Source organism: Chromobacterium violaceum ATCC 12472 (assembly GCF_000007705.1).
Lineage (GTDB): Bacteria > Pseudomonadota > Gammaproteobacteria > Burkholderiales > Chromobacteriaceae > Chromobacterium > Chromobacterium violaceum.
Window position 1 is genome coordinate 4671709 of record NC_005085.1, and the last position, 22302, is coordinate 4694010.

Sequence of the window (22302 nt, forward strand, 5' to 3'; positions counted from 1 at the left end):
ATTCATCAAAGTCCGAAGCGTTTCCCGCCACGCCGCCAGATAAATAATCATCCCCTTCTGCACAAGAAAAGCTTGCCCGCCAAGCTTGAAGCCACACGGCGCTAAAAATGAAAAAGCCGCCTCAAACGGCGGCTTTCCGATCTCATGCGGAGTCAGCGCCGCAGACGCCAGGCGACGCTGTCGCCGGCGCGCAGCGGCACCAGGCTGTCGCCGGGATAAGGCAGCTCGGCCGGCACCGTCCAACTCTCCTTGACCAGCTCGATGCGGTCGCCGTTGGCCGGCAAGCCGTAGAAAGCCGGGCCGTTCAGGCTGGCGAAAGCCTCCAGCTTGTCCAGCGCGCCGGCGGCCTCGAAAGCCTCGGCGTAGAGCTCGATCGCCGCGTTGGCGGTGTACATGCCGGCGCAGCCGCAAGCCGCCTCCTTGGCGCCCTTCGCGTGCGGCGCGCTGTCGGTGCCGAGAAAGAACTTGGCCGAGCCCGACGTCGCCGCCTTCACCAGCGCCTGGCGGTGCAGCTCGCGCTTGAGCACCGGCAGACAGTAGTGGTGCGGGCGGATGCCGCCGACAAACAGCGCGTTGCGGTTCATCAGCAGGTGATGGGCGGTGATGGTGGCGGCGACGTTGGCCGGCGCGGCGGCGACGAACTCGGCCGCCTCTCGGGTGGTGATGTGCTCGAACACCACCTTCAGTTGCGGCAGCTTGGCCAGCAAGGGCTTCATCACCCGCTCGATGAACACCGCCTCGCGGTCGAACACGTCGATGTCGGCGTCGGTGACTTCGCCGTGCACCAAGAGCGGCATGCCGGCTTCGGCCATCGCCTCCAGCGCCGGCATCGCGTGGGCGATATCGGTGACGCCGTGGTCGGAATTGGTGGTGGCGCCGGCCGGGTACAGCTTGACGCCGTGGACGAAGCCGCAGGCCTTGGCCTTGCGGATTTCGTCGGCGCTGGTTTTATCGGTCAGATAAAGCGTCATCAGCGGCTCGAAGGCGCTGCCGGCCGGGCGCGCGGCCAGAATGCGCTCGCGGTAGGCGGCGGCGGCGGCCACGGTGGTGACCGGCGGCTTCAGGTTGGGCATGACGATGGCGCGGCCCATCTGGCGACAGGTGTCGGGCAGCACCGCGGCCAGCGCGGCGTCGTCGCGCAGGTGCAAATGCCAGTCGTCGGGGCGGATCAGGGTGAGAGTCTGCATGGTGGATGGCTTGCCGTAACGATGGATAAAACAATGGCGATGGAAAGCCATCGCCAGGAATGTCTACTTGCGCCGGAGCACCATCCGGAACTTGCCTTCGCCGGTGGTGGTCGATTCCAGCAGGCCGTTGCCGGTCTGGCGGCAGAAAGCTTCGAAGTCCTTGGGCGCGCCCGGGTCGGTGGCGATCACCTCCAGCACGGCGCCGCTGTCCATGTCGGCCAGCGCCTTCTTGGCGCGCAGTATCGGCAGCGGGCAGTTCAGGCCGGAAAGATCAATATGCTTGTCGGGGGTCATGGGCCGGGTATCCTTCAGCCATATCGGGTTACAATGAATCACATGGCGGCCGGCCGCGCAAACCGGCGGGCCGCAGCCGTATAGTTTACGCCAGTCGTCAAGCCTTACCCAAATCGGTCACCGCAATATGTGCATCATCGCTTTCGCTTACAAAACGCCGGGCATGGGCCAGCTGGTACTCTTGGCCAACCGCGACGAATACTACGCCCGCCCCGCCGAGCCGCTGGACTGGTGGCCGGAATTCCCCAACACCCTGGGCGGCCGCGACCAGCAATCCGGCGGCAGCTGGCTGATGGTGGACGGGCGCAATCGCATCGCCGCCGTCACCAACTTCCGCGACGGTTTCCCGCCCAAGGCGGAGCGCTCGCGCGGCGAGCTGGTGCGGCGCTTCGTCACCGGCGACGACGACCCGTTCGCCTTCGCCGACTGGCTGCGCGAGGAATGCCACCGCTACGCGCCGTTCAACCTGCTGTTCGGCACCACCTCGGACCTGTTCTTCTTCCACAGCCCCGGCCGGCAGATCGCGCGCGTGACGCCCGGCATCCACACGCTGTCCAACGCCACGCTGGACACGCCGTGGTTCAAGAGCCAGCGGCTGGCGGAATACCTGGGCGAGTTCGGCCGGCCGCCGACCGAGGAGCAGGCCTACGCCGCGCTGTCCGACCCGACGCCGGCCGGCCCCGGCCACCTGCCCAATACCCGCATCGGCCTGGCGCTGGAAAAGACGCTGTCGCCGATCTTCATCCAGGGCCGCGACTACGGCACCCGCGCGTCGATGCTGCTGACGGTGTCCAGCCGCGGCGACATCGGCTTTTCCGAACTGAGCTGGGGCCTGGCCGGACGCGAGACCGGCCGCCGCCACTACAACCTGCGCGCCGGCCAGGCGCGCTGACGGAGCATCCGCATTTGAAAGCCATCGCAACCCTGCCGGCGCTGCTGGCGCTGTGCCTGAGCCTGCCCGCTCTGGCCGGCAACGACAGGATCAACAAGAACATCGAATTCGAGGAAGAACAGCCGTGGACCGAGCAGGACTACGCGCTGCCCGATTACCCGCAGACGCCGGACTGGATAGAAGTGAAGCCGGACTGGCTGCAGCAAAACCGCTTCTTCGTCGACGCCAGGACGCTGAGCGTGGCCGGCGACGGCGTGGTGCGCTTCGTCAGCCGGGTGCTGACGCCCGGCGGCGTGGAGAACCTCAGCGTCGAAGGCATCCAATGCAAGGCGAACCAGTACAAGGCCTACGGCTTCGGCGACAGCGTCAACCACCGCTGGATCGCGGCGATGCGGCCGCAATGGCAGGCGATCAACAGCACCGACAAGCTCAGGCGGGAGCTGCGCGAGCTGATGTGCCCGTCGCATGGCGCGCCGCGCGACGCGGCCCAGGCGATCGCCTCTTTGCGCGGCGCGCGCTGAGCCCGATGACGGACGCCCGCGGCGGATGTTCTAGAATGAAGCATCTGTCTTGCATTCGCGTAGGCGCCGATGGATCAGCAAACTCTGCAGGAAAATCGGGAAAGGGAATGGGTCAGGCGGCTGTTCGAGCAAAAGGGCATCGCGCCGCTTGACGTCAGGTCGCTGAAATGTCCGGCCCCCGACGTCGGCGTGCAGCTGTCGGATGGCCGCCGCTTAGCGATCGAGGTGACCGAAGTGCTGTCGGGCGAGCACACCCGCCGCCATGCCAGGAAAAAGGAAATCCAGCAGGCGCCCGGCGGCATAGACGCGATCTTCACGCGGCCGGCCAGCGCGCTGGACGTCGCCTGCCGGATCGAAGCCAAGGTGGGCAAGGACTACCACGTGCCGCACGGACACCAGCTGCAGCTGCTGCTCGCGGCCGGCACGGTCGAACACGGCGGCGGCAGCACCTCGCTGCTGCTCTATCTCTCGGTGCAGGAGCTGAACCAGCTGACGCATGACATGCTGGAACGCTCGCGCTACCAGCACGCCTATCTCCACCTGCAGCTGGGCAGCGGCCTGTACGAATGGACCCGCCGCGACGGCTGGCGCGAAATCCATACGCCGGGCCTGGACCGCGCGCTGGAAACGGAGATGCGCCAGGCCGGACGTTAGAACCCGTTCGCGCTTTTTCCCGAACAGCTCTCAGGCCCGCCAGCGGCCGCTCTTGCCGCCATCCTTCTCCAGCAGACGCACCCCGGTGATCTCCATGCCGCGGTCCACCGCCTTGCACATGTCGTAGATGGTCAGCAGGCCGACGTTGACCGCGGTCAGCGCCTCCATCTCCACGCCGGTCTGGCCCATGCACTCGGCGGTCGCCGCTATCCGCACCGCGGACTCGGCGTCCAGCAGCTCGAACTCCACCGCCAACCGCGTCAGCGCGATCGGATGGCATAGCGGGATCAGGTCCCAGGTTTTCTTGGCCGCCATGATGGCGGCCACGCGGGCGATGCCGAGCACGTCGCCCTTCTTGTGGCCGCCGTCCTTCACCAGCGCGAACGTGGCCGGCAGCATGCGGATCACGCCCTCTGCCACCGCGCGGCGGGCAGTGGCGGCCTTGCCGCCGACATCCACCATGTGGGCTTGCCCGCTGTCGTCGAAATGGGTGAGTCGTGTCATCGCGTACCCTTCAAATGAAAACGCCCGCCGCATTCAGCGCAGCAGGCGGAAAATCAGCCAGAAGCAGGAAACGACCACCAACAGGCCGGCGCTCCAGCGGACGATGGCCAGCACGCGGCGCAGGTAGCGGCGATCATGGGTGAAGGCGTAGCACAGCAGCGCCCAGCCTATCGCCAGTATCGTCGCCAGCAGCCACAGCCGCCAGAAGCCGAACACGGCCCTACTCCTGCGGCGGCAGCTGGTGGAAGCTGGACGGCGCGTCCAGCGGATCGTCGAAGCTGGCGAACTCCCAGGCCTCCGGCGTTTCCAGCAGCTTGCGCAGCAGCCGGTTGTTCATCGCGTGGCCGGATTTATGGCCGGAGAACGCCGCGATCAGCGGATGGCCGACGATGTAGAGGTCGCCGATCGCGTCCAGGATCTTGTGGCGGACGAACTCGTCCGGAAAACGCAGGCCTTCCGGATTCAACACGTATTCGTCGTCGATGACGATGGCGTTGTCCAGGCTGCCGCCGCGGCCGAGGCCGTGGTTGCGCATGTACTCCACCTCGTGCATGAAGCCGAAGGTGCGGGCGCGGCTGATCTCGTCCATGTAGGAGTGGCGGGCGAAATCCACTTCCACCGTCTGCGGCGCGCGGTTGAACGCCGGATGGTTGAACTCGATGGACAGCGTGATCTTGAAGCCGTCGTGCGGGTCCAGCCGGACCCATACGCCGCGGTCTTCCACCATCACGCTCTGCTTGACGCGGATGAAACGCTTCTTCTTGGGCTGATCGACCACGCCGGCCGTCTGCAACAGGTAGAGGAACGGCGCGGCGGACCCATCCATGATGGGGATTTCCGCCGCCGTCACCTCGACGACCAGGTTGTCGATGCCGAAGCCGGCGAACGCCGACATCAGATGTTCGATCGTGCCGACACGCACGCCGGTATCCGTCACCAGCGTGGAGGAGAGGCGCGTGTCGTTGACGAGCGAAGGTTCCACCTTCACGTCGACCGGCTCGGGCAAGTCGGTGCGACGGAAGACGATGCCGGTATCGGGCGGCGCCGGCAGCAGGGTGAGCTTCACCCGCTCGCCGGAATGCAGACCGACGCCCGTGGCGCTGATCGCTTGCTTCAGCGTGCGCTGCAAGATCATTTCAGGCTACTCAACCAAACGGGAAAACCCGATTCTAGCATAGCGACTGGCTATGCTTTATTGATTGATTCGCTGGCATGAATAGCGTTTATCTATCCGCGTCCTCCGTTCAGTCCGCCTGCTTGCGCAGGAAGGCCGGGATGTCGTAGCTCTCGCTGACCTCGGGGTTGGAGAAGTCCAGCGACGGGTTGGCGCGGCGGCGGCCGGTGCGCATGATGGCCGGCGCGTCCAGATCCTCGTAGTTCACCATTTCCACCGCGCGGTCGTCGGTGCCGGTCTTGACGATCTTGATGTACTCCGGACGATCCTCATTGCGGACCGACTTCTTCTGGCCCAGACCGGTGGCGATCAGCGTCACGCGGATGGTGTCTTCCGGCATATCCTCCACTTCGGCGGTGCCGAACTTGATCTGCGCGTCCTCGTCCGCGTACTGGCGGATGATGCCCATGATCTCGCGGTACTCGCTCATCTTCAGGCAGCCCGGGGCGGTGGAGATGTTCACCAGCACGCCGCGCGCGCCTTCCAGCGTGATGTTGTCCAGCAGCGGGCTGGCCACGGCCTGCTCGGCGGCCACGCGGGCGCGGTCGATGCCGGAGGCGTAGGCGGAGCCCATCATCGCCAGGCCCATCTCGCCCATCACGGTGCGCACGTCGGCGAAGTCGACGTTGATCAGGCCCGGGCAGGTGATCACTTCGGCGATGCCGGCCACGGCGCCCTTCAGCACGTCGTCGGCGGCTCGGAACGCTTCGCGCATGGTGACGTCGTCGCCCAGCACTTCCATCAGCTTCTCGTTGGGGATCACGATCAGCGAGTCCACGTGCTTCTTCAGATCCTCGATGCCGTTCTGCGCCACCTTCATGCGCTTGCCTTCGTGCTCGAACGGACGGGTGACCACGCCCACGGTCAGGATGCCCATTTCCTTGGCCACTTCGGCCACCACCGGCGCCGCGCCGGTGCCGGTGCCGCCGCCCATGCCGGCGGTGACGAACACCATATTGGAGCCGCGCAGCATCTCGGCGATGCGCTCGCGGTCTTCCAGCGCCGCGCTGCGGCCCACTTCCGGATTGGCGCCGGCGCCCAGGCCGCGCGTCAGATTGGTGCCCAGCTGCAGCTTCTGCGGCGCGCGGTTGCGCTGCAGCGACTGCGCGTCGGTGTTGGCGCAGATGAATTCCACGCCGTGCACGTTGCCGGTGATCATGTTGTCGATGGCATTGCAACCGCCGCCGCCGACGCCGATGACCTTGATCACGGCCGAATTGGCCGTTTCCTGCATCACTTCAAAAACCATTCCGCTCATTTTCCCTCTCCTCACATAAAGATGAGCAAATCAAACTGCCTTGCACTGCGCCCGAACAACCTTGAAATGCGCCGCCGGCGCTCGCCGACGGCCCTGAAAACCGCGTCAGAAATTGCTGCCGAACCACGCCTTCATCCGCGAGAACATCTGGCCCACGCCGGCGGACTCCGCCTTCACCGGACCGGCATAGCCCTGGATCTGGTCCTTGCCGTACAAGAGCAGGCCGACGCCGGTGGAGAAGCGCGGGGTCTTGACCACTTCCGCCAGGCCGCCGACATACTTGGGCACGCCGACGCGCACCGGCAGGTGGAACACTTCCTCGGCCAGCTCCACCATGCCCGGCATCAGGCTGGCGCCGCCGGTCAGCACCATGCCGGACGACAGCATTTCCTCGAAACCGCTGCGGCGCAGCTCTTGCTGCACCAGCTGGAACAACTCCTCGACGCGCGGCTCGATCACTTCGGCCAGCGTCGCGCGGGACATCTGGCGCGGACCGCGCTCGCCGACGCCCGGCACTTCTATCATCTGCGCCGGATCGGCCATGCCCACCAGGCCCACGCCGTGCTGGATCTTGATGTCCTCGGCTTCCTTGGTCGGGGTGCGCAGCGCCATCGCGATGTCGTTGGTGATCTGGTCGCCGGCGATCGGAATCACCGCGGTGTGGCGGATCGCGCCGCCGACGTAGACGGCGATGTCGGTGGTGCCGCCGCCGATGTCGATCAGGCACACGCCTAGGTCCTTCTCATCCTCGGACAGCACGGCGATGGCCGAGGCCATCGGCTGCAGCACCAGGTCGGACACCTCGAGGCCGCAACGGCGCACGCACTTGGTCACGTTCTGCGCGGCGGACACCGCGCCGGTGACGATGTGCACCTTGGCCTCCAGCCGCACGCCGCTCATGCCCAAGGGCTCGCGCACGCCTTCCTGGCCGTCGATGCTGTACTCCTGGGTCAGGATGTGCAGCACCTGGTGGTCAGGCGGGATGGTCACCGCGCGCGCGGTCTCGATCACGCGGTCGATGTCCATCTTGGTGACTTCGCGATCCTTGATCGCCACCATGCCGTGCGAGTTCACGCTCTTGATGTGGCTGCCGGCGATGCCGACGAACACCTCGTGAATCTTGCAGTCGGCCATCAGCTCGGCCTCTTCCAGCGCGCGCTGGATCGCCTGTACGGTGGACTCGATGTTCACCACCATGCCGCGCTTCAGTCCGCGCGACGGGGTGTGTCCCATGCCGACGATGTTAAGCTGGCCGTCTTCCAGCACCTCGGCCACGATCGCCACGATCTTGGAGGTGCCGATGTCCAGGCCGACCAGCATGTTCTTGCTTTCCTTTGGTTTGCTCACCTGTCGCTCCAACGCCTAATCACTTGTTTCCCTTGGCCGGCGGCGCCTTGTAATCGGGCATCCGCACGGCGAATCCGTTCGGGTAGCGCAGGTCGACGTATTCGATGTGATACGGCAACCGCGCCAACTCGCTCTTCCAGTAGGTGGCGAAGCGCTCGGCGCGCGCCGCCACGTCGTTACGTCCCAGCTCCAGCTGCAGCTGGTTGTCCAGCACCACTTTCCACGCCCGCCGCGACGACAGCCACAGCTCGCGCGGCGCCAGGCCGGACGGCTGCAGAGACTGCCGCATCTGCGTCAGCATCGCCGTCATGTCCTTCTCCGCGCCCGCCGGTCCGAAGAACACCGGCAGCTTGGCGTCGCTGGCGGCGTCGAAACGCTCGCCGCGGGTATTGACCAGGCCGTTCTCGCCCCAGCGCGCCAGCGCCACATGCTCCTCCACGGTGATATCCAGCGCATCCGGCCAGCGCCGTCTCACCTGCGCGTCGCGCACCCACGGCAGCTTGCCGAAGGCGGCGCGCGTCTTGTCGATATCCAGCGTGAAGAAGGTGCCGGACAGCTCGTGCTCCGCGATGAATTTCAGCTGTTCGGCCGTCACCCGGTTCATGTCGCCCTGAATCCGTATCTTCTTCACCGGGAACACCGGCGCGTGCGTCAGCCAGAATCCCCCCGCGTACAGCAGCATCAGCGCCGCGGCGCCCAGCATCAGATTGGCCAGGCTCCTGAGCAGCCGATGGTTATCCCACATGCACCGTATCCAATACCTTCAGACACAGGTCCTCGTAAGCGATGCCCTCCGCCCGCGCCGCCATCGGCACCAGGCTGTGGCTGGTCATGCCCGGACTGGTATTCGCTTCCAGCAGGTAGATCTCTCCCGCCTCGTCCATCAGGAAGTCCACCCGGCTCCAGCCGCGGCAACCCAGCACCTTGAACGCCTTCAGCGCCAGCTCGCGCGCCCTGGCTTCCACCTCCGGCGCGAGGCCGGACGGGCAGCGGTACACCGTGTCGTCGCGGAAGTACTTGGCCTGGTAGTCGTAGTACTCGGTGGCCGGCTCGATCTTGATGGTCGGATAAGCCGTCTCGCCGATCACCGCGCAGGTGTATTCGCCGCCGCCGATGAACTGCTCGGCGATCACCACCTTGTCGTACTTGCGCGCCTCTTCGAACGCCGCGCGCAATTCCCCCGGCTGCTTCACCTTGGTCACGCCGATGCTCGAACCTTCGGTCGACGGCTTGACGAAGATGGGCAGGCCCAGCTGCCGCTCGATCGCGTCGAAATCGCTGTTCTCGTCCAGCAGCTCGAACGCCGGGATCGGCAGGCCGGCGCCCTTCCACAACAGCTTGGTGCGCCACTTGTCCATGGCGATGGCCGAAGCCATCACGCCGCAACCGGTGTAGGGCATGCCCAGCGCTTCCAGCGCGCCCTGCAGCGTGCCATCCTCGCCGAACGGGCCGTGCAGGATGTTGAACACGCAATCGAAACCTTCTTCCTTCAACGCCGACAGCGGTTTCTCGGACGGATCGAACCCGTGGGCGTCCACGCCCTTGGACCGCAGCGCCGAAAGCACGCCGGCGCCGCTCATCAGCGACACTTCGCGCTCCGACGAGCTTCCGCCCATCAATACCGCCACCTTGCCGTACTGCTTCATCTATCTACCCTCAACAAGCCCGCGCCCACGGCGCGGACGGAAATTCCGATCAGCCCGCCAGGGCCGTCACCTTGCCCGGCACCGCGCCCACCGAGCCGGCGCCCATGGTCACCACCACGTCGCCGTCGCGGGCGGCGTCCAGGATGGCCTGCGGCATGTCGGCGATGTCCTCGACGAACAGCGGCTCCACCTTGCCGCCCACGCGCACCGCGCGCGCCAGCGCCCGGCCGTCGGCCGCCACGATGGGCGCCTCGCCGGCCGCGTACACCTCGGACAGCAGCAGCGCGTCGACGCCGGACAGCACCTTGACGAAGTCTTCGAACAGGTCGCGGGTGCGAGTGTAGCGGTGCGGCTGGAAGGCCAGCAGCAGCCGGCGGTCCGGGAAGGCCCCGCGCACCGCGGCCAGCGTGGCGGCCATTTCCACCGGGTGGTGGCCGTAGTCGTCGATCAGCGTGAAGCTGCCGCCGTCCTGGGCTTTCACTTCGCCGTAGCGCTGGAAGCGGCGGCCGACGCCGGCGAACTCGGACAGGCCCTTCTGGATGGCCTCGATGCTGGCGCCGCATTCCAGGCCGATGGCGATCGCCGACAGCGCGTTCAGCACGTTGTGGCGGCCCGGCAGGTTCAGCACCAGCGGGAAGCGGGTGATGGCGCCGTTCTTCACCACCACGTCGAAATGCATCTGGCCGGCGGCCGCGCGCACGTTCTCGGCATAGATGTCGGCCGAATCGTCGAGGCCGTAGGTGGTCACCGGCTTGGTGACGCGCTCGCGGATCTCGCGCACGTTCGGGTCGTCGACGCACAGCACCGCGCGGCCGTAGAACGGCATCCGCTGCAGGAAATCGACGAAGGCCTGCTTCAGCTTGTCGAAACTGTGGTCGTAGGTGTCCATGTGGTCGGCGTCGATATTGGTCACCACCGCCATCACCGGGGTCAGGTGCAGGAAGGACGCGTCCGACTCGTCGGCCTCGGCCACCAGGAACTCGCCCAGGCCCAGCTTGGCGTTGGTGCCGGCCGCGGTCAGCTTGCCGCCGATGACGAAGGTCGGGTCCAGCCCGGCCGCGCCCAGCACCGACGCGGTCAGGCTGGTGGTGGTGGTCTTGCCGTGGGTGCCGGCGATGGCGATGCCCTGCTTGAAGCGCATCAGCTCGGCCAGCATCAGCGCGCGCGGGATCACCGGGATGCGCTTGTCGCGCGCCGCCAGCACTTCCGGGTTGTCGGCCTTCACCGCGGTGGAAGTCACCACCACGTCCGCGCCTTCCACATAGGTGGCGTCGTGGCCGAAAAACACGCGCACGCCTTCGGCGGCCAGCCGCTTGGTGGTCGCGCCGTCGGCCATGTCCGAGCCGGACACGGTGTAGCCGAGGCCGTGCAGCACCTCGGCGATGCCGCACATGCCGACGCCGCCTATGCCCACGAAATGTATGTGTTTGACCCTGTGTTTCATGTCTGTGTCTCTGCTTGGACGCTCGCTCGGCGCCCTGTCATTCCCCGGCCAGCTGCTGGCACAGGTCGGCCACCCGGCCGGCCGCGCCGGAGCGGGCCAGCGCGCGGGCGCGCTCGGCCTTGTCCAGCAACTGGTCTCTGTCCAAACCCGCCAGCAGGCCCGCGAGCCCGTCGGCGTTCAATTCCTTCTGCGGCAGATGCCAGGCCGCGCCGGCCTGGGCCATCCACTCGGCGTTGTCGCGCTGGTGGCTGGTGGTGGACACCACCAGCGGCACCAGCACGCTGGGCACGCCGGCCGCGCACAATTCGCTGACCGTGATCGCGCCGGCGCGGCAGATCACCAGATCGCACTCGGCCAGCCGCTTCGGCATATCGTCGACGAAGGGCAGCAGCTCCACTTGCTGCCGCAGGCCCGCCGCCTGATAGGCGGCCTCGACCGCGGCGAAATTCGCCTCGCCGGTCTGATGCGTCAGCTGCGGCCGCTGCTCGGCCGGCAGCCTGGCCATCGCCTGCGGCAGCGTTTCGTTCAACACCTTGGCGCCCAGGCTGCCGCCGACCACCAATACCTTCAGCGGACCGCTGCGGCCGGCGAAGCGCGCCGCCGGCGCGGCGATGCGCTCGATCTCGCCGCGCACCGGATTGCCGGTGACCAGCGCCTTGGGGCCACGCGCCGCGCTGCCGTCGAAACCGCAAACCAGCTTGCTGGCGAACGGCAGCAAAGCCTTGTTGCTGAGCAGCAGGCCGGCGTCGGCGTTGACCAGCACCAGCGGCTTCCACAGCAGGCCGGCCATCACGCCGCCGGGCAGGCAGACGTAGCCGCCCATGCCCAGCACCACGTCCGGCCGGTGGCGGAAGATCTGCGCCGCGCTGCTGAAGAAAGCGCCGGCCAACTGCAGCGCGCCCTTGAGCGAGCCCAGCAGGCCCTTGCCGCGCACGCCGTGGAAATTCAGCCTCTCCAGCGGGATGCCGGTCGGCGGCACCAGCTTGTTCTCCATGCCGCGGCGGGTGCCCAGCCACACCACCTTCCAGCCGCGGCTTTGCAATTCCTTGGCCACGGCGAGGCCGGGGACGATGTGTCCGCCCGTGCCAGCCGCCATCACCATGACCGTGCGATTCGCCATTTCTCTCAAACCTTGTACCCGCGCATGATGCGCCGGTTCTCATAATCAACCCGCAGCAGCACCGCCACCGCGATCAAATTCATCAGCATCGCCGAACCGCCGAAGGACATCAGCGGCAGCGTCAGACCCTTGGTCGGCAACAGGCCCATGTTCACGCCAATGTTGAAAAACACCTGGATGCCCAGCCAAATGCCGATGCCCTGCGCCACCAGCGCCTGGTAGTAGCGCTCCAGCTTTTTCGACTCCACCCCGATGTGGAAGGCGCGGCGCACGATCCAAGCATAGAGGCCGATCACCACGCAGATGCCGGCGAAGCCGAACTCCTCGGCGATCACCGCCATGATGAAGTCGGTGTGCGCCTCCGGCAGGTAGAACAGCTTCTCGATGCTGCCGCCCAGGCCGACGCCGAACCATTCGCCGCGGCCGATGGCGATCAGCGAATGGCTCAGCTGGTAGCCCTTGCCGTACGGGTCGTCCCACGGGTCCATGAAGCCCAGCACCCGCTTCAGCCGGTACGGCGACGACACGATCAGCAGCACGATGGCCACCACCGCCATCGCCGCCAGCCCCGAAAAGATGCGCATATTGATGCCGCCCAGGAACAGCAGGCCCATCGCGATGCTCATCACCACCATCAGCGCGCCGAAGTCCGGCTCGCGCAGCAGCAGGAAAGCCACCACCACCATCGCCGCGAACATCGGCGCGAAGCCTTCCTTGATGCTGTGCAGCAGGTGGCTCTTGCGCACCGTGTAATCGGCCGCGTACAGCACGGTGGCGAACTTCATCACCTCCGACGGCTGCAAATTCAGCACGAACAGGTTGATCCAGCGCCGCGAGCCGTTGACCACCTTGCCGATGCCGGGAATCAGCACCAGCACCAGCATCACCAAGCCGATCAGGAAAATCTTCCCCGAATACTTCTGCCAGAACGCCGTCGGTATCTGGAACGCCGCGAACGCCGCCGACAGCCCGATCACCATGAACACGATGTGGCGGATCAGGTAGAAGTAGCGGTTCTGCGTCGCCGCGTCGGCTTCCGCGTAGGCGATGGACGCCGAATACACCATCACCAGGCTGATCGACAGCAGCAGCGCCAGCGCCCAGGCCAGCGCCTCGTCCAGAGCGGTGATCGCCGTGTAGCGGCGCGCCGGATTGTGGTTCATGCCCGCGCCGCCTTCACCGCCGCCACGGTGTCGATGAACACCTGCGCCCGGTGCGCGTAATTCTTGAACATGTCCAGGCTGGCGCAGGCCGGCGACAGCAGCACCACGTCGCCCGGACGGGCCAGCGCCGCCGCGCGGCGGGTAGCCTCCTCCAGCGTGTCGCAGCGCTCCAGCGCCAGGCCGCTGTCTTCCAGCGCGGCCTCGATCCGGCCGGCGTCGCGGCCGATCAGCAGCACCGCGCGGGCGATGCGCTGGCAGGCCGGCTTCAGCGGCGCGAAGTCCTGGCCCTTGCCGTCGCCGCCGGCGATCAGCACCACCTGGCGGGTCATGCCGTTCAGCGCGGCCTCGGTCGCGCCGACGTTGGTGCCCTTGGAATCATCGATAAACGCAATACCGTCGAATTCGTCTACCAGCTCGACGCGATGCGCGAGGCCGCGGAAGGTCTTCAGCCCGTCCAGCAGCTTCTCCAGCGGCAGGCCTATGCCTTGGCACAGGCCCAACGCGGCCAGCGCGTTGGCGGCGTTGTGCAGGCCCTGCAGCTGCATGTCGGCGCAGTCGAACACCTTTTCGCCGTCCACTTTCAGCCAGTAGCCGCCGTTGCGCGCCAGCGCGTAGTCTGCCGCGCCGTTCAGCGAGAACCACTTGACCGGATGGCCGGGGCGGACCATCGCCCGCACCAGCGCGTCGTCCTTGTTCAGCACCTGGACGCCCTTGCCGTTGAACACCCGGGTCTTGGCATGCGCGTAGTCCAGCAGGTCGGCGTAACGGTCGAGGTGATCCTCGGAAATGTTCAGCACGGTGGCGGCGTCGGCCGCCAGCGAGAAAGTGGACTCCAGCTGGAAGCTGGACAGCTCCAGCACCCACACGTCGGGGCGCTTGCCGCTCTGTTCGCGCGCGAGCAAAGCCTCCAGCACCGCCAGGCCGATATTGCCGGCGACGACGGTATCCAGCCCGGCCGCCTCGCACAAGTGGCCGACCAGACTGGTGACCGTGCTCTTGCCGTTGGAGCCGGTGATCGCGATCACCTTGCTGCCGTCGCCCTGGATCGCGCGCGCCAGGATCTCGATGTCGCCGACCACCTCGCCGCCGGCGCGGCGGAAGGCGGCGATGGCCGGGTTGGCCAGCGGCACGCCGGGACTGACCACCAGCAGCTCGGCGCCGGCGAAGGTGGCGTCGTCGAACGCGCCGACCATCACTTCCACGCCCGGCAGGCAGCGTTCCAGCTCGGCCAGCCGCTCGGCGGACGGATTGGCGTCGGCCACGCGCACGCGCGCGCCGTGGGCGGCCAGGTAGCGCGCGGCCGCCAGGCCCGAGCCCCCCAATCCCACCACCGTCACATGTCGATTGGCGTAATCCATTTTTCCGTCCTCAGCGCAGCTTCAGCGTCGACAGGCCGATCAGCACCAGCATCATGGTGACGATCCAGAAGCGGACCACCACCTGGGTTTCCTTCCAGCCCTTCAATTCGAAATGGTGATGCAGCGGCGCCATGCGGAACACGCGCTTGCCGGTCAGCTTGAACGAGGTCACCTGGATCATCACCGACAGCGCCTCCATCACGAACAGGCCGCCCATCAGGAACAGCACGATCTCCTGGCGCACGATCACCGCCACCGTGCCGAGCGCGGCGCCCAGCGCCAGCGCGCCGACGTCGCCCATGAACACCTGGGCCGGGTAGGCGTTGAACCACAGGAAGCCCAGGCAGGCGCCGCACATCGCCGCGCAGAACACCACCACCTCGTGCGCCCCGGGGATGAAGGGCAGGCCCAGGTACTTGGAGAACACCGCGTGGCCGGCGACATACGCGAAAATCGCCAGGCCAGCCGACACCAGCACCGTCGGCAACGCCGCCAGGCCATCCAGGCCGTCGGTCAGGTTGACCGCGTTGGAGGTGCCGACGATGACGAAATAGGTCAGCACGCAGAAGCCGACGGCGCCCAGCGGATAGGCGACGGTCTTGAAGAAGGGCACGATCAGCTCGGTGGACGCCGGCAGCTTGGCGGTGGCGATCAGAAACACGCCGGCGCCGATGGCGATGGCCGACTGCCACGCCATCTTGAACTTGGCGGACACGCCCTTCGGGTCCTTGTACACCACCTTGCGCCAGTCGTCGTAAAAGCCCAGCGCGCCGGTGCCCAGCATCACCGCCAGCAGCAGCCACACGTATTTGTTGGACAGGTCCGCCCACAGCAGCGTGGTGAGGGTGATGGCCAGCAGGATCAGCGAGCCGCCCATGGTCGGCGTGCCCGCCTTGACCAGGTGGGTCTGCGGACCGTCGTTGCGCACCGCCTGGCCGACTTTGAGCTCGGTCAGCTTGCGGATCACCCACGGGCCCAGCAACAGCGAGATGGTCAGCGCGGTCAACGCGGCCATCACCGCGCGCAGCGTGGTGTAATTGAAGACATTGAAGGCCCGGATATGCGAACCCAACAGATCAGCCAGCCAAAGCAGCACCTTAAACTCCCTCTTTCTTTGCTTGCATCAGGTGTTCCACCACCCGTTCCATGCGCATAAAGCGCGACCCCTTGACCAGAACGGCGGTACCCGAAGCCAGCCGGCTATCCAGGCACTCCAACAGCTCGTCAATCGAATCGAAACCCTGCCCGGCGCCGCCGAAGGCCTGAACCGCGCGGCGCGAGGCCTCGCCCAGCGCAAAGAGCTGTTCGATGCCGCGCAGGCGCGCGTGTTCCCCGACTTCGGCATGCAAGGCTGGCGCGGCCTCGCCCAGCTCGCCGATGTCGCCCATCACGAAACAGCGCGGACCGGGCAGGCCGGCCAGCACGTCGATGCCGGCCTTCATCGAATCCGGGTTGGCGTTGTAGCTGTCGTCGATCACGGTCAGGCCGCGCGGGCTCTGCTTGATCTGCAGCCTGCCCTTGGCGCCGGCGAAGGCGGACAGCCCCTCTGCGATGGCGGCCAGCGGCACCTCCAGCGCCAGCGCGGCGGCCGCCGCGGCCAGCGCGTTGCGTACGTTGTGCTCGCCCGGCGCCGGCAGCGAGACGGCAAGCTGTCCGGCCGGAGAGACCAGCGTGAAGCGGCTGTCCAGCGCGCTCAGCGCCAGATCGCGCGCGCTGACGTCCGCCAGCCCCAGGCCGAAGCTCAGCTGGCGGTGCGAGCCGGCGGCGGCGCGGAACAGCGGCAGATTGGCGTCGTCGGCGTTGACCACGGCCACGCCGGCGTCGATCAGGCCTTCGAAAATCTCGGCCTTGGCGCGGGCGACGTCCTCGGTGGAGCCGAAGTGCCCGAAATGGGCGCGCATCGCGTTGTTGACCAGCGCCACCTGCGGCCGGGTCAGCCCGGTCAGGTAGCTGAGCTCGCCGTGATGGTTCATGCCCATCTCGATCACCGCGTAGCGATGCTGCGGCTTCAGCTGCAGCAAGGTCAGCGGCAGGCCGATGTCGTTATTGAAATTGCCGGCGGTGGCCAGCACCGCATCCGCTCCGGCATGGGCGCGCAGTATCGCCGCCAGCATTTCCTTGACCGTGGTCTTGCCGTTGGAGCCGGTGACGCCGATACGGATGGCCGGCTGCGTCTCGCGCCAGCCGGCGGCCAGACGACCCAGCGCCAGCCGGGTGTCGTCGCCGGCCTGGATCAGGCTGGCGCCGGCCAGCTCGAAGCCGTCGCGCACCAAGGCGGCGGCGCCGCGGGCGACAACCTCGGCGACGAAATCGTGGGCGTCGAAACGTTCGCCCTTCAGCGCGACGAACAAGTCGCCGGGCTGGGCCAGGCGGCTGTCGGTGATCACGCGCGACACTTCGCCGTCGGCGCCGACGAGGCGGCCTTGCGCGAAACGGGCGGCTTGGCTCAGCGTCATCATGGCCGTTTCCCCCACGCGGTCAGCGCTTCTTCCGCCACGCGGAAGTCGGAGAACGGCCGTTTGACGCCGGCGATGTCCTGGTATTCCTCGTGGCCCTTGCCGGCCACCAGCACCACGTCGCCGACGCGGGCCTGGGCCACCGCCCAGTGGATGGCGGCCTCGCGGTCGGCCTCGACATGCGCGCGGGCGGCGTCCATGCCGGCCAGCACGTCGCGGATGATGGCCTGCGGGTCCTCGCTGCGCGGGTTGTCGCTGGTCAGCACCGCCACGTCGGCGTGCTTTTCGGCGATGGCGCCCATCATCGGACGTTTGCCCGGATCGCGGTCGCCGCCGCAGCCGAACACGCAGAACAGCCTGCCGCCGGCGGGGCGGATCTCGGACAGCGTGGCCAGCGCCTTCTCCAGCGCGTCGGGCGTGTGGGCGTAATCGATCACCACCAGCGGCTCGTGCGCGCCGCCGACGCTCTGCATCCGGCCGCGCGCCGGCTGGATGCGCGCCATCACCGCGGCGGCGTCCTGCAGGCTGACGCCGTTGACGCACAGCGTGGCCAGACAGGCCAGCAGGTTGGCGGCGTTGAAGCGGCCGACCAGGCCGGTGCGCACGTCGACCGTGCCCCACGGCGTGGCCACGGTCAGCTGCAGGCCTTCCAGCGTGGCGGCCAGCGCCAGCGGACGCACGTCGCCCTGCTCCAGGCCATAGGTGACCACGCGGGTCTGCTTGGGGTCGATCCCGGCGGCGAGCTGGCGGCCGAAGGCGTCGTCGGCGTTGATCACCGCGTGCTTCAGGCCTTCCCAGAAGAACAGCTTCTTCTTGGACTCGCCATAGGCTTCCATCGAGCCGTGGTAGTCGAGGTGGTCGCGGGTCAGGTTGGTGAACACCGCGGTGGCGAACTCGACGCCGTTGACGCGGAACTGGTCCAGGCCGTGGCTGGACACTTCCATCGTCACCACGTGCGCGCCCTGGCGGCGGTATTCGGCCAGCTTCTGCTGCACCGTCACCGGGTCCGGCGTGGTATGGGTGGTTTCGGTCAAGTGGCCGTAGAAGCCGTTGCCGACGGTGCCGATCAGCGCCGCTTTCTGGCCCAGCAGCGAGAAGGCCTGCGCCAGCCAGTGCGAAATGGAGGTCTTGCCGTTGGTGCCGGTGATGCCGACCACGGTCAGGTCGCGCGAGGGCAGGCCCAGCACGTGGGCGGCGACGATGCCGGCGCGCTCGCGCAGATTCGGCACCGCCAGATTGGGCGCTTGCCACTCGGCTTTCCAGGCGAAGCCGTCGGCTTCGTCCCACAGCACCGCGGCCGCGCCCTTTTCCAGCGCGGCGGGGATGAAGTCGCGGCCGTCGGCGTACTCGCCGCGGCAGGCGAGGAACACATCGCCCGGCAGCACGCGGCGGCTGTCGGCCTCCACCCGCTTGATCGGGAGGCCCAGCTGTTGCAACAAGGCCGGATCCCAGTCCGGCAACGCAGTCAAACGGCTCTTCATGATCTTAGAAATCCGCCGGAACCGGGGTCGATTCCGGCAATAAAGTGTTGTTGGATGGCTCGTCCGGCGCGATGTTCAGCACGCGCAGCGCGCCGCCCGCCACCTGAGAGAACACCGGCGCGGACACCGCGCCGCCGTAGTATTTGCCCGCGGACGGCTCGTCTATCATCACCGCCACGATCACCTTGGGCGAGTGGCCGGGCGCGAAGCCCATGAACAGCGCGCGGTGCTTGTTGGCCACGTAGGCGCGGCCCTCCAGCTTGCGCGCGGTGCCGCTCTTGCCGCCTATGCTGTAGCCGATGATGCGGCCGCCGACGGCGCCGCCGCCAGGCTGGCTGTTGGCGATCAGCAGATCGCGCATCTCGTGCGCGGTCTTCTCGCTGAGCACCCGCTTGCCCGGCATCGGGTTGGCAGTCTTGTACAGCGCCACCGGCAGCATCACGCCGTCGTTGGCGAAAATGGTGTAGGCGCGCGCCATCTGGATCAGGCTGACCGACACGCCGTAGCCGAAGGACATCGTCGCCTGCTCGATCGGGCGCCACTTGTGCCAGTCGCGCAGCCGGCCGCTGGCCTCGCCGGGGAAGCCGGTTTCCGGCGCCCGGCCGAAGCCCAGCGCGTCGTAGTGCTTCCAGAACTCTTCCGGGCTGTTCAGCAGCGCCAGCTTGCTGGTGCCGACGTTGGACGATTTCTGGATGATGCCCAGGATGCCCAGGCTGGCCTGCGGCGACACGTCGCGGATGGTGGCCGGGCCTATCATGTAGCTGTGGGTGTCCAGCACCGTGTTCAGATTGGCCTTGCCGTGCTCCAGCGCCAGCGAGATCGACAGCGGCTTCATCGTCGAGCCGGGCTCGAACAGGTCGATCACGCCGCGGTTGCGCATCATTTCCGGCGTCACGCCGCTGCGGTTGTTCGGGTTGAACGACGGGTAGTTGGCCAGCGCCAGCAGTTCGCCGGTGTGGGCGTCCAGCACCACCACGCTGCCGGCCTTGGCCTTGTTGGTCTCCACCGCGGCCTTGATTTCGCGGTAGGCCAGGTACTGGATGCGGTGGTCGATCGCCAGCGCCAGCTTCTGGCCGTCGCGCGGCGGCTCGATGGCGGCGACGTCCTCGATGATGTGGCCGCGGCGATCCTTCAGCACCACGCGGCGGCCATCCTTGCCGGACAGCATCTTCTCGCGGGCGAGCTCCACGCCCTCCTGGCCCTTGCCGTCCACCCCGGTGAAACCGATGATGTGCGACACGATCTCGCCGGCCGGGTAGAAGCGGCGGAACTCCTGCTGCTTGGCGATGCCGGGCACGCCCAGCGCCATCACCTTGTCCGCCAGCTCCGGGCTGATCTGGCGCTTGATGTAGACGAATTCCTTCTTGCGGTCAGACAACTTGGCCGACAGCTCCTCCGGCGACAGGTCCAGCAGGCCGGCCAGCTCTCGCAGCTTGGCCGGCGGCACCGGCTCCATGTCGGCCGGACTGGCCCAGATGGTCTGCACCGGCGAGCTGATCGCCAGCGGCTCGCCGTTGCGGTCGGTGATCACGCCGCGGTTGGCCTCCAGCGTCAGGGTGCGGCGGAAACGCGCCTCACCCTGGTTCTGCAAGAAGTCCTGCTGCACCACCTGCAGATAGACCGCGCGGCCGATCAGCGCCAGGAACAGCAGCGCCAGCATCAGCAGCACGCAGCGCACGCGCGTGCTGGTCATCCGCAGCGCGGGGCTGGCCGGCGCGGGGCGGGTGCGGACGCTGTAGCTGGAACCGGCGCGCATCACAGCGCTCCCTTGGCCGTGATCACCTGGATCTGGCGCGGATCGGGGGTGTGCATGTCGAGACGGGTGGACGCGGCCTTTTCTATCACCGCGTGCGCGCCCCAGGTGCTCTGCTCCAGCTGCAGCTGGCCGAATTCCACCTCCAGCTGCTGCGCCGACTTGGTTTCCTTCTGCAAGTCGCTGTAGAGCTTGCGCGACACGTGCGTGGACGTCACCACCGACCAGGCGGAGAACACGGCCATCAGCAGCAGCGTCGCGTTGAGCTTGTTCATGCGTCGCCCTCCCGCCACGGCGCGGCGGTGCGCTGGGCCACGCGCATGATGGCGCTGCGGGCGCGCGGATTCTCGCGCACTTCCTCGTCGCCGGCGCGGATGGCCTTGCCGACCAGGTCTATCGGCGGCTGGGCCATGTCGGCCGCGCGCACCATCGCCCAGGCCGGCAGCTTTTCCTCGCTGCTGACGTCGCGCAGGTAGAGCTTGACGATGCGGTCCTCCAGCGAATGGAAGCTGATCACCGCCAAGCGGCCGCCCTCGTTCAAGAGGCGCGCGGCCTGCGGCAGCACCGCCTTCAGCTCGTCCAGCTCGCGGTTCACAAAGATCCGGATCGCCTGGAAGGTTCGCGTCGCCGGGTCTTGACCCGGTTCGCGAGTACGGACGTTTTGCCCAACGAGCACAGCGAGCTCGCGGGTGGTCGTGATGGGGCTTTCGTCCCGTTGCGCAACAATGGCTGCTGCGATCTTGCGAGCAAACCGCTCTTCACCATAAGTCTTGATGACCTCTCTGATATCGGCCTCGTCGGCCGTTGCCAACCACTCGGCGGCGGTGACGCCGCGGGTGGTATCCATACGCATGTCCAGCGGCGCGTCGAAGCGGAAGCTGAAGCCGCGGCTGCCGTCGTCGATCTGCGGCGACGACACGCCCAGGTCCATCAGCACGCCGTCGACGCCCGCCACGCCCAGGCGGGCGAGCTCGGCCGACAGCGTCTCGAAACCGTTGTGCACGATGTTGAAGCGGGAATCCTCCGCCGCCAGCCTGTCGGCGACGGCGATGGCTTCCGGATCCTTGTCGAAGGCGATCAGCCGGCCGGAGGGGCCGAGCTTCGACAGGATCAGGCGGCTGTGGCCTCCGCGACCGAAGGTGCAATCGACGTAGACGCCATCGGGACGAATGGCGAGCGCGTCGACCGCTTCGGTCAGCAATACCGTGCGATGCACGAAGGTGGGGGTGCTCACAGCGTGAAATCTCCAAGGTGTTGCGCCAAATCGGCTTGGTCGATGGCCAGTGCGTCAGCGGTCTGGCTGTCCCATTCCTCGGCATTCCACAGTTCGAAGCGGTTGCCCATGCCTACCAGGGCAACGTCCTTGTCCAGCGCGGTCAGTTCGCGCAGGCGGGCCGGCAGCAGCACGCGGCCGGCGGAGTCCATCTCCAGGGTCTCGGCGTGGCCGAGCACCAGTCTTTGATAGCGTTTCAGGGTGGGATTGCCGGTGGGAAGGGCCAGCAGACGGGCCTCGACCGGGCGCCAGTTGGGTTCTGGGTAAAGCAGCAGGTGGTCTTGGGATTCGAGGGTGACGACCAGCTTGTGCCCAAACGCGGACAGCAGCGTCTCGCGGTGCTTGGCCGGAATAGCCAAGCGCCCCTTGCTATCGAGAGACAAGATGCTGACGCCACCAATCATGATTTGAGAACCCGCTGACCGAGAAAACGGAGCCGTCGCTCCGGGGGGAGAATTTCCCCACTTTCACCCACTTTACCCCACTTTCCGCCACTATAAGAAAGAACTGCCCCACGGTCAACATAGGGATTTGCTAATTCGCCTTTTGAGACAATGACTTACAGGAGCGCGCAAAAATGGAATCCGAAACAAATCAGGGACTTAAATTCGCCTGTAAAAGTGGGACATGAACATTGCGGGTCACGGGGATTGCAACAAGGCGGCAATAATTGCCGATGGAACTGTTTGAACCACAAGTATCTTCAGGAAAAGCAACAAATTACCGGCGGCAATTTTCAGCCATGTATTTAAAAAACAACAGGGCGGCCATTCAGGC

Annotated in this window: 23 protein-coding genes; 3 read left to right on the plus strand and 20 right to left on the minus strand. The window is 66.9% G+C overall.

Annotation, left to right across the window (positions count from 1 at the left end; genetic code table 11):
* Window positions 1-152 precede the first annotated feature (152 nt).
* Both pyrC and CV_RS21495 read right to left on the minus strand, forming a co-directional pair.
* Window positions 153-1187 carry a dihydroorotase gene (gene pyrC / locus CV_RS21490; protein ID WP_043596914.1) on the minus strand — a complete coding sequence of 345 codons (1035 nt, stop codon included), beginning with the start codon at window positions 1185-1187 and terminating at the stop codon, window positions 153-155.
* 63 nt (window positions 1188-1250) lie between these two features.
* The gene (locus CV_RS21495; protein ID WP_021477345.1) at window positions 1251-1481 is read right to left on the minus strand and encodes a sulfurtransferase TusA family protein; all 231 of its coding nucleotides are present in this window, start codon (window positions 1479-1481) and stop codon (window positions 1251-1253) included.
* A gap of 127 nt (window positions 1482-1608) precedes the next feature.
* Between CV_RS21495 and CV_RS21500 the strand changes: the two genes are divergently transcribed.
* The 3 genes from CV_RS21500 to CV_RS21510 all read left to right on the plus strand — a co-directional run bounded on the left by CV_RS21500 (window position 1609) and on the right by CV_RS21510 (window position 3548).
* Window positions 1609-2373 carry an NRDE family protein gene (locus CV_RS21500; RefSeq protein ID WP_011137878.1) on the plus strand — a complete coding sequence of 255 codons (765 nt, stop codon included), beginning with the start codon at window positions 1609-1611 and terminating at the stop codon, window positions 2371-2373.
* Window positions 2374-2387: 14 nt separating this feature from the next.
* A complete protein-coding gene (locus CV_RS23885) occupies window positions 2388-2894 on the plus strand; it encodes a CNP1-like family protein (RefSeq protein WP_011137879.1) in 507 nt (168 codons plus the stop codon).
* 69 nt (window positions 2895-2963) lie between these two features.
* Window positions 2964-3548 (plus strand): hypothetical protein, encoded by a 585-nt coding sequence (locus CV_RS21510; RefSeq protein WP_011137880.1) that lies wholly within the window; start codon window positions 2964-2966, stop codon window positions 3546-3548.
* Between the two features lie 30 nt (window positions 3549-3578).
* On the opposite strand, the gene moaC is transcribed toward CV_RS21510, so the two are convergent.
* The 18 genes from moaC to mraZ form a co-directional block, all read right to left on the minus strand.
* A complete protein-coding gene (gene moaC / locus CV_RS21515; protein WP_011137881.1) occupies window positions 3579-4052 on the minus strand; it encodes a cyclic pyranopterin monophosphate synthase MoaC in 474 nt (157 codons plus the stop codon).
* Window positions 4053-4085: 33 nt separating this feature from the next.
* Window positions 4086-4268 carry a hypothetical protein gene (locus CV_RS21520; RefSeq protein WP_011137882.1) on the minus strand — a complete coding sequence of 61 codons (183 nt, stop codon included), beginning with the start codon at window positions 4266-4268 and terminating at the stop codon, window positions 4086-4088.
* Window positions 4269-4272: 4 nt separating this feature from the next.
* Entirely contained in the window at window positions 4273-5184 is a 912-nt protein-coding gene (lpxC, locus tag CV_RS21525) for a UDP-3-O-acyl-N-acetylglucosamine deacetylase (RefSeq protein WP_043598417.1), read from the minus strand.
* A 112-nt stretch (window positions 5185-5296) separates the two neighbouring features.
* Window positions 5297-6484 carry a cell division protein FtsZ gene (gene ftsZ, locus CV_RS21530; protein WP_011137884.1) on the minus strand — a complete coding sequence of 396 codons (1188 nt, stop codon included), beginning with the start codon at window positions 6482-6484 and terminating at the stop codon, window positions 5297-5299.
* A 105-nt stretch (window positions 6485-6589) separates the two neighbouring features.
* On the minus strand, window positions 6590-7804 hold the full coding sequence (gene ftsA / locus CV_RS21535; protein WP_011137885.1) for a cell division protein FtsA: 1215 nt from the start codon (window positions 7802-7804) through the stop codon (window positions 6590-6592).
* Window positions 7805-7850: 46 nt separating this feature from the next.
* Window positions 7851-8576: a cell division protein FtsQ/DivIB gene (locus CV_RS21540; RefSeq protein ID WP_011137886.1), complete on the minus strand. Its 726-nt coding sequence runs from the start codon at window positions 8574-8576 to the stop codon at window positions 7851-7853.
* A complete protein-coding gene (locus CV_RS21545) occupies window positions 8566-9477 on the minus strand; it encodes a D-alanine--D-alanine ligase (RefSeq protein ID WP_011137887.1) in 912 nt (303 codons plus the stop codon). The genes CV_RS21540 and CV_RS21545 overlap by 11 nt, the downstream gene beginning before the upstream one ends.
* 49 nt (window positions 9478-9526) lie before the next feature.
* Complete coding sequence (gene murC, locus CV_RS21550; RefSeq protein ID WP_011137888.1) at window positions 9527-10921, minus strand: UDP-N-acetylmuramate--L-alanine ligase; 1395 nt, start codon at window positions 10919-10921, stop codon at window positions 9527-9529.
* A 37-nt stretch (window positions 10922-10958) separates the two neighbouring features.
* Window positions 10959-12041, minus strand: a complete 1083-nt coding sequence (gene murG / locus CV_RS21555) for an undecaprenyldiphospho-muramoylpentapeptide beta-N-acetylglucosaminyltransferase (RefSeq protein WP_011137889.1) — start codon at window positions 12039-12041, stop codon at window positions 10959-10961.
* Window positions 12042-12046: 5 nt separating this feature from the next.
* Entirely contained in the window at window positions 12047-13204 is a 1158-nt protein-coding gene (gene ftsW, locus CV_RS21560) for a putative lipid II flippase FtsW (protein ID WP_011137890.1), read from the minus strand.
* The gene (gene murD, locus CV_RS21565; RefSeq protein ID WP_011137891.1) at window positions 13201-14562 is read right to left on the minus strand and encodes a UDP-N-acetylmuramoyl-L-alanine--D-glutamate ligase; all 1362 of its coding nucleotides are present in this window, start codon (window positions 14560-14562) and stop codon (window positions 13201-13203) included. The genes ftsW and murD overlap by 4 nt, the downstream gene beginning before the upstream one ends.
* 10 nt (window positions 14563-14572) lie before the next feature.
* Window positions 14573-15658 carry a phospho-N-acetylmuramoyl-pentapeptide-transferase gene (gene mraY, locus CV_RS21570; protein ID WP_011137892.1) on the minus strand — a complete coding sequence of 362 codons (1086 nt, stop codon included), beginning with the start codon at window positions 15656-15658 and terminating at the stop codon, window positions 14573-14575.
* 1 nt (window position 15659) lies between these two features.
* Complete coding sequence (gene murF, locus CV_RS21575; protein WP_011137893.1) at window positions 15660-17021, minus strand: UDP-N-acetylmuramoyl-tripeptide--D-alanyl-D-alanine ligase; 1362 nt, start codon at window positions 17019-17021, stop codon at window positions 15660-15662.
* Window positions 17018-18499, minus strand: coding sequence for a UDP-N-acetylmuramoyl-L-alanyl-D-glutamate--2,6-diaminopimelate ligase (locus CV_RS21580; RefSeq protein WP_011137894.1), 1482 nt, complete (start codon window positions 18497-18499; stop codon window positions 17018-17020). Before CV_RS21580 ends, murF begins: the two co-directional genes overlap by 4 nt.
* Before the next feature lie 4 nt (window positions 18500-18503).
* Window positions 18504-20255 (minus strand): peptidoglycan D,D-transpeptidase FtsI family protein, encoded by a 1752-nt coding sequence (locus tag CV_RS21585; protein ID WP_011137895.1) that lies wholly within the window; start codon window positions 20253-20255, stop codon window positions 18504-18506.
* Window positions 20255-20527, minus strand: a complete 273-nt coding sequence (gene ftsL / locus CV_RS21590; protein WP_011137896.1) for a cell division protein FtsL — start codon at window positions 20525-20527, stop codon at window positions 20255-20257. Before ftsL ends, CV_RS21585 begins: the two co-directional genes overlap by 1 nt.
* Complete coding sequence (rsmH, locus tag CV_RS21595; RefSeq protein WP_011137897.1) at window positions 20524-21486, minus strand: 16S rRNA (cytosine(1402)-N(4))-methyltransferase RsmH; 963 nt, start codon at window positions 21484-21486, stop codon at window positions 20524-20526. Before rsmH ends, ftsL begins: the two co-directional genes overlap by 4 nt.
* Window positions 21483-21929, minus strand: a complete 447-nt coding sequence (gene mraZ, locus CV_RS21600) for a division/cell wall cluster transcriptional repressor MraZ (RefSeq protein ID WP_011137898.1) — start codon at window positions 21927-21929, stop codon at window positions 21483-21485. Before mraZ ends, rsmH begins: the two co-directional genes overlap by 4 nt.
* Window positions 21930-22302: the final 373 nt, after the last annotated feature.

What these genes read in the sequence shown, in the direction of transcription:
- pyrC (WP_043596914.1), bottom strand. Translation starts at nt 1,187, where the DNA reads ATGCAGACTCTCACCCTGATCCGCCCCGACGACTGGCATTTGCACCTG.
- CV_RS21495 (WP_021477345.1), bottom strand. Translation starts at nt 1,481, where the DNA reads ATGACCCCCGACAAGCATATTGATCTTTCCGGCCTGAACTGCCCGCTG.
- CV_RS21500 (WP_011137878.1), top strand. Translation starts at nt 1,609, where the DNA reads ATGTGCATCATCGCTTTCGCTTACAAAACGCCGGGCATGGGCCAGCTG.
- CV_RS21510 (WP_011137880.1), top strand. Translation starts at nt 2,964, where the DNA reads ATGGATCAGCAAACTCTGCAGGAAAATCGGGAAAGGGAATGGGTCAGG.
- moaC (WP_011137881.1), bottom strand. Translation starts at nt 4,052, where the DNA reads ATGACACGACTCACCCATTTCGACGACAGCGGGCAAGCCCACATGGTG.
- ftsZ (WP_011137884.1), bottom strand. Translation starts at nt 6,484, where the DNA reads ATGAGCGGAATGGTTTTTGAAGTGATGCAGGAAACGGCCAATTCGGCC.
- ftsA (WP_011137885.1), bottom strand. Translation starts at nt 7,804, where the DNA reads ATGCTGGTCGGCCTGGACATCGGCACCTCCAAGATCGTGGCGATCGTG.
- CV_RS21540 (WP_011137886.1), bottom strand. Translation starts at nt 8,576, where the DNA reads ATGTGGGATAACCATCGGCTGCTCAGGAGCCTGGCCAATCTGATGCTG.
- CV_RS21545 (WP_011137887.1), bottom strand. Translation starts at nt 9,477, where the DNA reads ATGAAGCAGTACGGCAAGGTGGCGGTATTGATGGGCGGAAGCTCGTCG.
- murC (WP_011137888.1), bottom strand. Translation starts at nt 10,921, where the DNA reads ATGAAACACAGGGTCAAACACATACATTTCGTGGGCATAGGCGGCGTC.
- murG (WP_011137889.1), bottom strand. Translation starts at nt 12,041, where the DNA reads ATGGCGAATCGCACGGTCATGGTGATGGCGGCTGGCACGGGCGGACAC.
- ftsW (WP_011137890.1), bottom strand. Translation starts at nt 13,204, where the DNA reads ATGAACCACAATCCGGCGCGCCGCTACACGGCGATCACCGCTCTGGAC.
- murD (WP_011137891.1), bottom strand. Translation starts at nt 14,562, where the DNA reads ATGGATTACGCCAATCGACATGTGACGGTGGTGGGATTGGGGGGCTCG.
- murF (WP_011137893.1), bottom strand. Translation starts at nt 17,021, where the DNA reads ATGATGACGCTGAGCCAAGCCGCCCGTTTCGCGCAAGGCCGCCTCGTC.
- CV_RS21580 (WP_011137894.1), bottom strand. Translation starts at nt 18,499, where the DNA reads ATGAAGAGCCGTTTGACTGCGTTGCCGGACTGGGATCCGGCCTTGTTG.
- CV_RS21585 (WP_011137895.1), bottom strand. Translation starts at nt 20,255, where the DNA reads ATGCGCGCCGGTTCCAGCTACAGCGTCCGCACCCGCCCCGCGCCGGCC.
- ftsL (WP_011137896.1), bottom strand. Translation starts at nt 20,527, where the DNA reads ATGAACAAGCTCAACGCGACGCTGCTGCTGATGGCCGTGTTCTCCGCC.
- mraZ (WP_011137898.1), bottom strand. Translation starts at nt 21,929, where the DNA reads ATGATTGGTGGCGTCAGCATCTTGTCTCTCGATAGCAAGGGGCGCTTG.